This is a genomic window from Mucilaginibacter phyllosphaerae (assembly GCF_004378255.1).
Taxonomy (GTDB): Bacteria; Bacteroidota; Bacteroidia; order Sphingobacteriales; family Sphingobacteriaceae; genus Mucilaginibacter; species Mucilaginibacter phyllosphaerae.
Genome location: NZ_SNQG01000009.1, coordinates 24338 through 38033 on the forward strand (window position 1 = coordinate 24338; position 13696 = coordinate 38033).

The window sequence follows — 13696 nt, forward strand, 5'->3', positions numbered from 1 at the left end:
TTTCTCCCTAAATTGTAGTGTTTTGTGGCATTTAGTATCGTTTAGTGCTATTTAGTTACTGATAGTTACAACGATTTACAAGTAACCTAAAAATGAGGAACAAAAGATAATTTGGGAACCAAAAAAGCAACGAAATTACTTTCAAATAGTAACAAAAAGCGTAAATATACCGATTGGTCTTATTTATAACGACCTGATATCTTGATATTTAGAAAAATAAAATGACGATTTTTGCTTTCTGCTTTCAATTTATAACTAATTGATTATCAATAATTTATATCGACTACTTGCCGATACAGAACTTACTAAATATGTTCTCCAGCAGATCATCTGTGGTAACCGCACCGGTTATTTCTCCAAGATAGTGAAGGGCTTGCTTGATATCCATGGAAAGAAAATCTGATGTTACAAAGTCTATACCTTCTAATACCCTTATAAGGGCTTCCTCGGTTTTTTGCAGGGCTTGCAAATGGCGGATATTGGTTACCAGGGTTTCGTGACCCGTAAGCTGATCTTTTATGGCAGCATTATATATTTCATGCTTCAGTTCATCAATATGCTGTTTTTCTTTGGCAGATATAATAATAGTTTTACCGGTATACGGCAACGCAGCTAATTGTTCGTCATTCAGTAAATCGGCTTTGTTGGCTACAACAAGCATGGTTATACCGGGCTTTTGCAGGTTTTCTATATCACTATTAAGGTCGGCAATGCTTATTTCGCCGGCATCATAAACATAAATCAGCAGGGCGCTTTGGCTTATTTTTTCCATGGTACGCTGTACCCCTATTTGCTCTATAGTGTCTGTAGCTTCGCGGATGCCGGCAGTATCTATCAGTCGGAAGTTGATGCCCTGTATATTCAGTAATTCTTCAATAGTATCACGCGTGGTACCGGGAATATGGCTCACAATAGCCCGCTCCTCATTGAGTAAGGCATTTAAAAGGGTTGATTTACCGGCATTCGGCCGACCGGCAATTACCGTATTCACACCATTTTTAATAGCATTACCAAGTTCAAAAGATTGTATCAGGCTACCAATTACCCGGGTAATAGTGTGTGTTAATTGCTTTAGCTGGTCGCGGTTGGCAAATTCTACATCTTCTTCTGCAAAATCAAGTTCCAGTTCTATCAGCGAAGCAAACTGCACCAATTGATCGCGCAGTTGCTGTAATTGATTACTAAACCCGCCGCGTAACTGCTGCAAAGCAATTTGCTGTGATGCTTTGGAGTTAGATGCGATCAGGTCGGCAACGGCTTCGGCTTGCGACAGATCAAGCTGACCGTTTAAAAAGGCTCTTAAGGTAAACTCCCCTGCTTTAGCTGCGCGTGCGCCATTTTTAATAAAAAGTTTAATGATAGATTCGATGATATAATTGGAGCCATGGCAGGAGATCTCCACCACATTTTCCCGGGTGTAAGACCGTGGCGCTACAAACAAAGACGTTACCACTTCATCCAGCTCGATATCTCCGTCTATAATCCGCCCAAAATGCAGCGTATGCGAGGCCTGTTTGGTCAAATCCCTACCTTTCCATACTTTTTGGGCAATAGTTATAGCATCATGGCCGGATAGCCGAATGACGCCTATTGCCCCTATTCCGTTTGGTGTAGCAAGTGCTACTATCGTATCTTCTTGTTGTATCATTGGATCATTACGTCATTGGATCGTTGCAAAAGCACCGATACAAAAATCGTTATTTAGAAGTTATATTTCTTAACTATAATCAATAATAGTTAATTACCATAGTTACAAATAGATCTTAAAAAAAGCACTTTAACTAATAGATTGTATGTTAGCGTTAAAAATTCTATCTGAAATTACTTAGATCTTTAGTATCTTGCATTTCCTATTCCTTTTAAACCTTATCCAAATAAAATGAGCAAGAAAAAAGTTGAAGTATTTCAAATTCGAATTAAGACCGTAGATGGTTCGGAATTAAATTTCGAAGACCTTTTGTTGAATGATGAATTTGCATCAGTTAGAATAAAGTCTGGTCCAAAATATACGCAGTTCGTATTTATAGAAGAAAAAGGCGATCTTATTTTAGGTCTTGTACAGTCAACTAAAATGGTTGCTACTCCCCCCAAAAACAACATATTAACTAATGAATTATCAGCATTAGGTTTGACAGAACCAGAAGGCTTGGCCTATGGAAATGTTTTTTTATATTCTAAATCGACTAAATTCTTCCTTTATGAAGTAACAAAAGATGGCTTATATATGGGCCAGTTTAGTGATCATATTTATAAACTATACAGCATATATAACGAAGAAAAGGATGAGCGAATCGTGGCTTTTGATATTCGATTTGATGTTGTAATGAATATAGATGCTATGAAAAAAATCCTTGGCATGGGGAGTCAAAAAGCAATTCACATGCAATTTGCGGCACCGGGTGAGATTGTAAAAAAAGTCAAGAATAACCAAAAGTCTCTGAAAGAAATAGCTAAACCAGGAGAAGAGTTTGGGGCTGAATTAATAGATGTTGTATATAAAATAACAAGTAGAAAAGATAAATCTCTTCACACAGGAAAGATAAATCAGATGCTTAGCTGGATTGAAGAAAACTACGATCTCATGAAAGACAATGTTAAAAAGTTTGCTATTAGGGGCTATGAAGAAGACGAAGAAAATATTACAGAAGTAGACTTGATTAAAGACAAAATGCTTGAATCGATAAGTTACAACGAAGATAAAAATATGAGAGATCTAAAGCCAACTTTTAGAAAACAAGAAATTACAGAGGCTTATCAACGCATAAAAAATGATCTCGACAATTATTTACTAATATGACTATTGATAAATTAAAAGAGAGGTACTTATCTGCTACTATATCAATAATAATTGCATTAATAAATTATAAACTTTATTTCAGCAAACAAATTGACATGGAATCTTTTATGGATAAATCAATAGATATATCTTCAATTAGCTTTGGCTTTTTACTTGCAGTATTAGCTTTGTTACTACAAAGCGATACACCAGCAATAACCAGAATAAAAGAAAGTGGTAGATTTGGCGAACTTATTAATTTTAATAAGAAAGCGGTTATAGCTTCCGCCCTACTTGCAATAACTGGGTTAATTTATGTTAGTTTAAAAGTAGCAACTGATTATTCACACATAAATTTATATCAAACTGTAAACTTGCGTCATTTAATTGATTGTATAGGATTAGGAGTTTTTACATTTCAGATTATTGAGGTTTTTCTGTTTCTTGACTTATTTTACTTTGTTATAAAATGACAACTTTTTTTGAAGCTTCGTTAGATACTATCTCTGTGCACCATGTAGGCAACCAGGCTGCGGGCGAAATGTATACCCTGTCTGAAAAACCACTGGAATTAAAGGATGAGATCATCCCTAATTTATTACTCCAATATTTTTTAAAGCCATTTGAAAAAGTTAACGAGGTTTACCACCTGATGCACAGCAGTGGCGACCTTGCCCTTAACGAGATACATAATTTTACCAGCAAAGTTTTTGAAGATAAAGAGAAGTTTCAGGAAATGTCTGAACAGATAGCCAAACACCTGTATAACGTAAGCAGCCACCCCAATATTAAAGGCGGCGAAATATACGTGGTATATTTTAACAATGTACAGATAGAAGGTAACCTATTGGATGCCATTGGTATATTTAAATCAGAAAACAAAGAAACTTACTTGAAGGTGTACCCTGATCAGGGCGGCTTTGCGGTAGATTACGAGCGGGATGCCATTAACATCAACAAGCTGGATAAGGGCGTACTGATCTTTAACATCGAAAAAGAGAACGGCTACAAAGTGGTTGTGGTAGATAAGGTTAGCGGCGGGCAGGATGCTGCCGTTTACTGGAAGGATGAGTTTTTGCAATTGAAGATCCGTAACGATAGCTTTAACCAAACCAGCAATACGCTGGGCATTTACAAGAATTTTGTAACCCAAAAATTGGATGATGAGTTTGAGATGAGCAAGGCTGATAAGATAGACCTGCTTAACCGATCGATGAAATACTTTAAGGAAAAAGAAACTTTTGACCTGGATGAGTTTAGTGAAGAGGTGATCAGCAATCCGGAAGCGATCACATCCTTCAAAAACTTTAAAAATCAGTACGAGGAAGAATTTGATACTAAAATAGCCGATAGTTTTGAAATATCCGGCAACGCCGTAAAAAAGCAGGCACGTGTTTACAAAAGCGTTTTAAAGTTGGATAAGAATTTCCATATCTATATTCATGGTGATAATAAACTGATTGAAAAAGGCTTTGATGATGATAAAGCCATGAATTACTATAAGGTTTATTTTAAGGAGGAAGCGTAAAGCAATAGGCATTATCGCTATACGTTGTAAATAACCCATTACTAAACAAAACCTGCTTATATACGCTTTACGTAATTACCAACAACAATCTACCTGTTGTTAATATTACGTGATAGCTGCATTATTTAACCGGTATTTTTATTTACGCATTGCTGCAAGCGTGCTGCTGATCTTTTTTATAGGATGCAAAATTTTTATGCCTGTATTTTTACCCGCAAAGCCATCGGGTAAAGAAATATCTGTTAATACCGAAGAGAGCGATAACGATGCTGAAAAAAAAGCGGCTGCTAATCCTTCAGAAAAAGAGAAAGAGTTTGCCGGCTTTTATTCAAACACCGCGGCCCAGTTTATCTCCCACACAACAATTGTGCATCTTACAGCCTATAATAATCTTTATATATCTTCTTACTTTTTAACGATTACCATCCCTCCTCCCGATAGATCTTAATTTTTACGTCTTTTTAACCGGCTATCAGGCCGCCATTTTTATTGTAAATATTATCTATCTCATCATGAAAACATTCAACCATTATATTAACAGGTTGTGCTTGTTATGCGCAGCAATTGCTATTATCATATCAACATCTTGCAAAAAAGACAGGGTACTTCCATCACCCACAACTGATGAAACCATTACCGGGCCAGACCTGGCCCTTTATGCCGTAACGCAGGATAACCAACTGCTTAGTTTAAATGCAAAAAACGCGGCATCGCTTACCAAACAAACCACCATTACGGGTTTACAGGTGGGCGAAAGTATCTTAGCCATCGATTTCAGGCCTGCAACCGGCCAGCTTTATGGCGTAAGCAGCAGCAGCCGTATTTATGTAATTAACACCGAAACAGCAGTTGCCCGTGCAATTGGCGCGGCTGCATTTACCCCGGCTATTACAGGCGCGGCAGTAGGTTTTGATTTTAATCCAACGGTAGACAGGATCCGTCTGGTAAGCCTATCGGGCCAAAACCTGCGCCTAAACCCCGAAACCGGTACCGTAGCTGCTACCGACGGTGTGATAAACGGTGCTGCAGGGGCCACAATTACCGCAGCTGCTTATACACAAAATACAGCAGGCACAAGCACAACAGCATTATTTGTGATTGATATTGCAAACGATAAATTATACAAACAAGACCCGCCAAACGATGGCAAACTGGTAGAGATAGGCTCGCTTGGTTTTGATGCACAGCAAACCGGCGGTTTTGACATTAGCCCCGATGGCAGTGCTGCTTTAGCCGTATTAACCGTTAATAATAAATCGGGACTGTATAACATTAATTTGGAAAACGGTAAAGCAACTAAAATCAAAAACGATTTTGCAGCTGCCATCACATCCATTGCTATACCCACCCAACCGGTGGCCTACGCAGTAAGCGCCAGTAACGAATTGATGATATTTAACCCGATGAATCCATCGCCGGTAGTGAAACCAATTACAGGCATGGCAGCAGGTGAAAACGTTTTAGGGATGGATTTCCGCCCGGTTAATGGCCAGCTTTATATATTGGGGAGCACAAGCAGGCTATATACACTTAATGCATCATCAGGCGCGGCCACAGCGGTGGGTACAGCACCATTAACCACCTTATTATCAGGAACGGAATTTGGTTTTGATTTTAACCCGACTGTTGACCGGATACGTGTGGTAAGCAATACCGGCCAAAACCTAAGGCTAAACCCTAACGACGGCCTTGTTGCTGCAATTGATTTACCATTAACACCCGGTACACCATCTGTAACGGCTGCGGCTTACACCAACAACTTTGCAGGCGCAACTACTACAACATTATTTGATATTGATACGCAAACCAGCATGCTTTACCGGCAAGATCCGCCAAACAACGGCGTATTAGTGCCAATTGGTGCTTTAGGTGTAACCGCCATGGCCAGCAATGGCTTTGATATTGGCAGCACCAGTGGCACAGCATATGCCTTGTTAACTGTTGGCGGCGTAACCAAAATTTACACAATAAACTTAACTACAGGCGCTGCAACCGCAGGCGCAACACTTACCGGTAATGTAAAAGCATTTACCTTAGGCTTAGGATTTTAAAATCAGTTAACTCTTATTAAAAAGGTCGCCCTGTATAAAACTGGGCGACCTTTTTTCGTAGATAAATTGGCAAATTATCCTTCTCCCAGATAAGCCAACTGCATAAAACCAAGCACTTCATCATTTATATCCGTCAAATTCAGCATCCTGAAATGATGATTAAACTGCTGCTGACCCGGTACCTGGGGTATTTTAATAAAACACATATTATCCAAATAGGCTTGTTTAAACGGAAATATCACATGAATGAAGTTTTTGCCTAACTGGGTGATGTAGGCAATGCGCTTGTGGCCGTTATCTAATCCGATCATACTTTTTAACGGGATAACTTCAACCGGGCCGATAGTGTTATATCGATCTATAAAATGATTAAACAAGGCAAGTGTATATTCGCTTTTGCCGGTTAAGAAATTGGATAAGTTATATTCTTTTGAGGGTGGCACTGAAATAGTTTTTACTAATCTAAAAAACTATTGTCATTTCGAACTAGGTACAAGGAGAAATCTTTTGCAATAAGCAGGTGAATTTGCATGGCCGTTGAGCGCTGTGTAAAAAAATCTTGTCGCTGCGCTTCTCTCGAAATGACAAGATGATAATATTTTCTTAAAACTCCGGCAATATTCCTTCAATTCCCCAACGTTCTTCTATCCCTAAACCAAACAAGGCAAAATCGTATTTTACGGGGTCGAGCGGATCCAGCTCGCGCAGGTTTTGGGTTAGATCAACGGCTGTTTGCCAATCGGTTTGCTTTCGGTTGATGAGTTTTAAATGGCGGGCTATGCGGTCCACGTGTAAATCGCAGGGGCAGATCAGGTCGGCAGGTTTAAGTTTGTTCCAGATGCCGAAATCAACGCCGTTGTTGTCTTTACGTACCATCCAGCGCAAAAACATATTCAGCCTTTTACAGGTAGATTTTTGCGATGGCGAAGAAACGTGCTTTTTAGTACGATGCGGAAAATCGGGCAGGGAAAAGAAGTAAGAACGGAAATGGTTTAAAGAGGCTTCTACCCCCTCCGCCTCCTGATTAGAGAACTTTTGTTTAACTATTTTAAAATCCTGTTCCCCCTTTAGGGGGTTAGGGGGTATAAACGCATCCTCCAAACTATCAAAATTCTCGTAATGCCATCTAAAAAAGGATATAAAGTAAAGTGTATCTATATCATTAAACGTGCGGTGCTTAAAATGCAATAACTTCTTCAGATCAGGCTCTTCATGATTAACGATAAAATCGTAGGGTGCGCCATCCATCAGGCTAATCAATTCCTTACACTTATTGATAATGGTAACCCTTTGCCCCCATGCCAGCGTGGCCGCCCAAAAACCCATGATCTCGATATCCTGCTTATTGCTGAACAGGTGCGGGATGCTTACCGGGTCATTTGCAATAAACTCCGGCCGGTTGTATTGGGCTACCTTTTGGTCGAGGAAAGATTTGAGATTTAGCCCCCCAGCCCCCTGAAGGGGGAGTTTGCCCCTCCCGTCCTCTAAAGGGGATGCATTTGAAAATTCATCCATAATAAGAACTTTTATTCCCTCTTCAGGGGGTTAGGGGCTTTAAGCTAACGCCTGTTTCAAATCTTCTAACAGATCCTCTATATCCTCTACCCCTACGCTTAGGCGTAACAGGTTATCTACCACGCCGGCTTTATCGCGCTCGGCTTTAGGGATGCTGCCATGTGTCATGCTCACCGGGTGATTGATCAATGATTCTACACCGCCTAATGATTCTGCCAGGGCAAAAACTTTAAATGATGATGCAATGCGGAAGGTTTCCTGTAGGTCGGCATCTTTTAATACAATGGAAATCATACCGCCAAAATCGCGCATTTGCTTTTTGGCGATATCATAATTTTTAGAGTCGGGGAAACCAGGCCAGTAAATTTTCTCTATACGCGGGTGGTCTTTTAAAAATTCGGCAACCTGGCGGCCGTTTTCGCAATGCGCTTTCATGCGCAGATGCAGGGTTTTTATCCCACGTAATACTAAAAAGCTATCCATAGGGCCGGGTGTAGCACCGCAAGCATTGTAGATAAACCAAAGCTTTTTGTATAGCTCTTCATCGTTCAGCATCAAGGCCCCCATTACCACATCGCTGTGGCCACCAATGTATTTGGTAACCGAGTGCATTACCACATCGGCACCCAGATCGATAGGGTTTTGCAGGTACGGCGATGCAAAGGTGTTATCTACCGCAAACAGCAGGTTTTTAGCTTTGGTGATTTTACCTACCGCCTCAATATCCACTACCTGCATGGTTGGGTTGGTTGGGGTTTCTATCCAAACCAACTTGGTTTTATCATTCACATATTCGTTGATGATATCGGGATTCGACAAATCAAGAAAATGGAATTTGATGCCATAGTTAGCATAGATCTTGGTAAAGATTCGGTATGAACCACCATACAGGTCGTTACCGGTAATTACCTCGTCGCCCGGCGCCAGTAACTTCATTACAGCATCGGTTGCTCCCATTCCGCTCGAAAATGCCAGTCCAAACTTAGCATTTTCCAAAGCTGCCAAACAATCCTCCAGTGCCTTGCGTGTTGGGTTGGTACCACGCGAGTACTCATATCCCTTATTATCGCCCGGCGATTTTTGCCAGTAGGTTGATGTTTGGTATATCGGCGTCATGATAGCGCCGGTAGTTGGGTCGGGCTCCTGCCCTGCATGTATTGCTTTTGTTCCGAATTTCATGTTTGGTGAGTGGTTGATTGGGTTAAGTGGTGAGTGGTTATCTATCTATAAATGATCGAAAATTTCAACCATTCACTAATCAAGTACACACTATTCACTCAATTTTTTACTTTTTAGGTATTGAATATATCCATTTATTAATTTCAAACAGCTTTCATACTCTGGTTGAAATGATTGTAAAACTTCTTCTGTGATAATATTTTCGTCTAAGGCTATAATCAAATGATCAAGCGTTTCTGTTAAGGAGCCCCTTGCCATGATACAAAATCTGATGTTATCCTGATAGTGAAAACGGCCATGACCTTCTGCTAAATTATTCCCTATAGAACGGGAAGAACGTATGATTTGGTCTGTTAACCTAAATTTTTCATTAGCAGGAAAACCCCGCGCAAGATCAGAAATTAATTTTCTGATCTTGCGCGATTGCTTCCAGGTTTCTAATTCAGTAAAAGAAGCCATATTGTTAATAATATGTATCAATTTGTTTACGATGTGCAAGTGCAGCTAAAACCACTCACCACTTAACCCAATCAACCACTCACTAAAATTAATACGCTCTGGCAAACAACACCCGTTGTGTAGACGGTTTTCCCGTTAGAATACATTTGCCTTCTTCCTGTTTATTATTCAAAGGTATGCAACGGATTGTTGCCTTAGTTTCATCTTTTATTTTTTGTTCGGTTTCAGATGTACCATCCCAATGTGCTGAAAGAAAACCCGGCTGCTCATCCAACATCCGTTTAAATTCTTCGTAGGTATCTACCTCGGTAGTGTTTTCGGTACGGAAATCTGATGCTTTCTTGTAGATGTTCGCTTGTATCTCTTCTAACAATGCCTCAATATGTGCTGCAAGGCCCTCCTGGTTAACAGTTTCCTTGGTTTTGGTATCGCGGCGGGCCAACTCAACTGTTCCGTTCTGCATATCGCGGCTGCCTATGGCAACACGCAAAGGCACACCTTTTAATTCGTATTCGGCAAACTTAGCACCCGGGCGGTGGGTATCGCGTTTATCAAATTTAACAGTGATATCTTTTGCACGCAATTCTTTTGTTAGGCCGTTTACAAACGTGGTAATGTTGTCCAGTTCTTCATCATGCTTGTAAATGGGCACAACCACAACCTGTATAGGGGCAAGCTTTGGGGGCAATACCAGGCCGGCATCATCAGAGTGGGCCATAATCAATGCACCAATTAAGCGGGTTGATACCCCCCAGGAGGTTGCCCAAACAAAATCCTGTTTGTTATCTTTTGTGGTGAATTTAACATCAAAAGCCTTGGCAAAATTTTGCCCCAAAAAGTGCGATGTACCTGCCTGCAGGGCCTTACCATCCTGCATTAAAGCTTCAATACAGTAGGTATCCAGGGCGCCTGCAAAGCGTTCATTAGCGGTTTTGCGGCCTTTTACTACCGGCAGTGCCATCCAGTTCTCGGCAAAATCGGCATAAACCTCCAGCATCTGTTCGGTTTCTGCTACAGCTTCTTCTGATGTGGCGTGGGCGGTATGGCCTTCCTGCCATAAAAATTCGCTGGTACGTAAAAATAAACGGGTGCGCATTTCCCAGCGCATAACGTTGGCCCACTGATTTACCAAAATAGGCAGATCGCGGTAACTTTGGATCCATCCACGGTAGGTATTCCAGATGATGGTTTCTGATGTTGGGCGGATAATCAGCTCTTCTTCTAATTTTGCCTCGTCATCTACAATAATATTACCATCTCCATCGTTTTTTAGGCGATAATGTGTCACAACGGCACATTCTTTAGCGAAGCCCTCTACATGGCTGGCTTCTTTTGAGAAAAAAGATTTTGGTATGAGCAGCGGGAAATAGGCATTTTGGTGCCCCGTTTCTTTAAACATTTTGTCGAGCACTGCCTGTATTTTTTCCCATATAGAATAGCCGTACGGCTTAATGATCATACATCCTCTCACGGGCGAATATTCGGCCATGTCAGATTTAATTATTAAGTCGTTAAACCATTGCGAGTAATCTTCGTCTTTACTGATAACACCTTTGCTCATATTTTGATTATTGGAATGAAATTTGACTTTAATTTTAACATTTAGCAGGTGCCAAATTTATAAATTTATACGTTTATTTGAACTCGAACTTTTACACCCCACAAAAATGAAAAGGAACCTACTCCTCGGAATAACTTTTATCGGCGCCATAGCGCTGAGTTCCTGCTCTGTTAACAAAACAGCATCTAACTCACAAAATAACGACGACGTGTACTTTTCGCGCGCGAAAGCGGCAGAAGAGCCTGAATATGTTACCAGAAATAACCAGTACGATCAAGACGGTGCAGACCAGTACAGCGATGAAGACGACTATTTTTATTACGACGATTATGCATCGCGCATAAACCGTTTTAGCTATTATTCTCCGTTTGGATATTATGATAACTTATACTCGCCATACGGTTATGGTGGTTACGGCAACGGATGGAATGTTGGTTTAGGCTTTGGCTATGGTGGTTACGGCTATGGTGGCTGGGGTGGTTACGGTGGCTTTGGTTTAGGCTGGGGCGGTGGTTACGGCTGGGGCTCGCCATGGGGCTACTCTCCTTTTGGGTATGGTGGCTTTTACTCACCATATTCGTTCTGGGGCGGCGGTTACGGCTACGGCTGGGGTGGCGGCTACTGGGGCGGTTATTCTGCATTCCGCAGCAATCCGCGCCCTTACAGGGGGAACGGCAGCAATACCTCTTTTGCCAACCGTGGGCGCACAGCCTATGGCGGCAACAATAACGGTATAGGTTATATACCTAACAGGGCCACACGTGGTGTAAGTAACGGGGGCAACGGCAGGCCGGTTTATGGCGATACGCGTGCTACACGTGGTGTACGTACCGACAGGCCTACTTACCAACCGAGTGTAGAACGCTCTGCACCATCATCATTTGGTGGCGGCGGCGGTGGCAGAAGCAGCGGTGGTGGTGGCGGCGGCAGGCCCGTAAGAAACTAATTATAACATCAACCTAACAAATTTTATGAAACTCAAATATTTACTAAGTGTAATTGCTATAGTAGCACTTACCCAAAATAGTTTTGCACAATACTCGCAGGATGCCATCCGCTTCTCGCAAACCACTACCGGGTCAACATCCCGCATAAAAGCGGTTGGTAATGCAGGTACCGCTATTGGCGGCGACTTAAGCAACGTTACCGGCAACCCTGCAGGCCTGGGCTTTTTTACCAGTTCGGAGTTTAGCATCACGCCAGAATTTAACGGGGCTAAAACAAATTCAACTTATTTTGGCCAGTCAAATTCAGCCAACAGCAATAAAGTTAATTTAAATAACGCGGCCGTTGTTATATACAACCAATTAAGTAAACCACGCGGGGCAGATAAAAGCAAAGGCTGGTTAAGTGTTAACTATGGTGTAGCTTATAGCCGTAACAGTAATTTTAATCAAAACATCCGTTATAGCGGTACAAATGGTTCTAATTCTATAAACAGTTTCTTTGCATCTCAAGGTAACCAGTATGGCATAGGTTCGGGCTCGTTGGCCGGTTGGGCTTATGATCAAAACCTGATAGATGCTTATAACCTGAATACCACGCCGCCATCATCAGAATACAGGGCTAACAATGTAGGCTCTACCGCTCAGGAAGCTATTATTAATCGTACCGGTGGCCAATCTGCTGTAGATTTTTCTATCGGTGGTAACTACAGCAATAAACTTTATTTAGGGTTAGCGCTTAGTTTTACCGATCTGCGCTACAACTCATACAGTACTTTTTATGAAGATGGCGCCTTATCTGTTTTAGAAGGCGGCATCCCTGCAAACCGCGACTTTACCTCTGCATACTCGCAAAACCAACTTACGCAGGGTACCGGCTTTAGCGCCAGGCTGGGTGTAATTTACAAACCTACCGAGGCAGTACGCTTAGGTGCGGTATTTACCTCGCCTACCTTTTATAATATAGATGATATTTATTATGAAGGCCTTGCATCTAAAGTGGGCAATAACAACCAAATTCAAAATACATCTGATGATTATCAGCTAAACTATAACATGCGTACGCCGTTAAAACTGGCTGGGGGTGCATCGGTATTTATCAAAAGCTTTGGCTTTATTACCGGTGATGTAGAATATGTTGATTACAGCAAAACCCGCATCAGCAGCGGCAACAATTACGATGCAGACCTGCTGGATAACCCGGATATTAAAAGCCTTTACAAATCTGCCATTAACGCGCATATCGGTGCTGAGGCACGTATCAGCAGCTTCTTTTTACTACGTGGCGGTTATGGCATACAGGGCGATGCCCGTAAAGATAACGGCAGCGATATTAAAACCGTTAGCGGTGGTGTAGGCCTGCGTTTTGGCGCCTATTATGTTGATGCTACTTACGCGCACTCATCAGGCACACAAAATGTATTCCCGTATGATATTGGCAATAACAACCCTGCTGCCATGCTAAAAAACACTAATAACAACGGTTACTTAACTTTGGGATACCGTTTTTAATTAGATTTGAGATATTAGACGTGAGATTTGAGACAAAATCTCAGTTATAAAAAAAGAGGCCGTCTCATAAGCAATTATGAGGCGGTTTTTTTTATTAATATGTTTTTATTGGTTTATTAGAGAACGCAGCCCTATTGTACAGAAAAGTAGTTTCTGATCGGTGCTAAGAGC

At 41.3% G+C, this 13696-nt stretch carries 13 protein-coding genes; 7 read left to right on the top strand and 6 right to left on the bottom strand.

Annotated features, from left to right (window positions below; translation table 11 throughout):
- Positions 1–283: 283 nt before the first annotated feature.
- Positions 284–1648, bottom strand: a complete 1365-nt coding sequence (gene mnmE / locus E2R65_RS19370) for a tRNA uridine-5-carboxymethylaminomethyl(34) synthesis GTPase MnmE (RefSeq protein WP_134338153.1) — start codon at positions 1646–1648, stop codon at positions 284–286.
- Between the two features lie 231 nt (positions 1649–1879).
- On the opposite strand from mnmE, the gene E2R65_RS19375 reads away from it, so the two are divergent.
- The 5 genes from E2R65_RS19375 to E2R65_RS19395 all read left to right on the top strand — a co-directional run bounded on the left by E2R65_RS19375 (position 1880) and on the right by E2R65_RS19395 (position 6355).
- Positions 1880–2797: a DUF6731 family protein gene (locus E2R65_RS19375; RefSeq protein ID WP_134338154.1), complete on the top strand. Its 918-nt coding sequence runs from the start codon at positions 1880–1882 to the stop codon at positions 2795–2797.
- Positions 2794–3249 carry a hypothetical protein gene (locus E2R65_RS19380; RefSeq protein ID WP_134338155.1) on the top strand — a complete coding sequence of 152 codons (456 nt, stop codon included), beginning with the start codon at positions 2794–2796 and terminating at the stop codon, positions 3247–3249. The genes E2R65_RS19375 and E2R65_RS19380 overlap by 4 nt, the downstream gene beginning before the upstream one ends.
- Positions 3246–4304, top strand: coding sequence for a nucleoid-associated protein (locus E2R65_RS19385; protein WP_134338156.1), 1059 nt, complete (start codon positions 3246–3248; stop codon positions 4302–4304). Before E2R65_RS19380 ends, E2R65_RS19385 begins: the two co-directional genes overlap by 4 nt.
- Before the next feature lie 109 nt (positions 4305–4413).
- Positions 4414–4752, top strand: coding sequence for a hypothetical protein (locus tag E2R65_RS19390; protein ID WP_134338157.1), 339 nt, complete (start codon positions 4414–4416; stop codon positions 4750–4752).
- A 64-nt stretch (positions 4753–4816) separates the two neighbouring features.
- A complete protein-coding gene (locus tag E2R65_RS19395) occupies positions 4817–6355 on the top strand; it encodes a DUF4394 domain-containing protein (protein ID WP_134338158.1) in 1539 nt (512 codons plus the stop codon).
- A 74-nt stretch (positions 6356–6429) separates the two neighbouring features.
- On the opposite strand, the gene E2R65_RS19400 is transcribed toward E2R65_RS19395, so the two are convergent.
- The 5 genes from E2R65_RS19400 to proS all read right to left on the bottom strand — a co-directional run bounded on the left by E2R65_RS19400 (position 6430) and on the right by proS (position 11069).
- Complete coding sequence (locus E2R65_RS19400; RefSeq protein ID WP_134338159.1) at positions 6430–6798, bottom strand: DUF5655 domain-containing protein; 369 nt, start codon at positions 6796–6798, stop codon at positions 6430–6432.
- A gap of 160 nt (positions 6799–6958) precedes the next feature.
- On the bottom strand, positions 6959–7870 hold the full coding sequence (locus E2R65_RS19405) for a TIGR02757 family protein (protein WP_134338160.1): 912 nt from the start codon (positions 7868–7870) through the stop codon (positions 6959–6961).
- 39 nt (positions 7871–7909) lie between these two features.
- Positions 7910–9049, bottom strand: a complete 1140-nt coding sequence (locus E2R65_RS19410) for a trans-sulfuration enzyme family protein (RefSeq protein ID WP_134338161.1) — start codon at positions 9047–9049, stop codon at positions 7910–7912.
- 90 nt (positions 9050–9139) lie between these two features.
- Positions 9140–9508 carry a four helix bundle protein gene (locus tag E2R65_RS19415; protein ID WP_134338162.1) on the bottom strand — a complete coding sequence of 123 codons (369 nt, stop codon included), beginning with the start codon at positions 9506–9508 and terminating at the stop codon, positions 9140–9142.
- A gap of 88 nt (positions 9509–9596) precedes the next feature.
- Entirely contained in the window at positions 9597–11069 is a 1473-nt protein-coding gene (gene proS / locus E2R65_RS19420; protein ID WP_134338163.1) for a proline--tRNA ligase, read from the bottom strand.
- A 106-nt stretch (positions 11070–11175) separates the two neighbouring features.
- On the opposite strand from proS, the gene E2R65_RS19425 reads away from it, so the two are divergent.
- Positions 11176–12015, top strand: coding sequence for a hypothetical protein (locus tag E2R65_RS19425; protein ID WP_134338164.1), 840 nt, complete (start codon positions 11176–11178; stop codon positions 12013–12015).
- 25 nt (positions 12016–12040) lie between these two features.
- Positions 12041–13525 (top strand): hypothetical protein, encoded by a 1485-nt coding sequence (locus E2R65_RS19430; RefSeq protein WP_134338165.1) that lies wholly within the window; start codon positions 12041–12043, stop codon positions 13523–13525.
- Positions 13526–13696 lie beyond the last annotated feature (171 nt).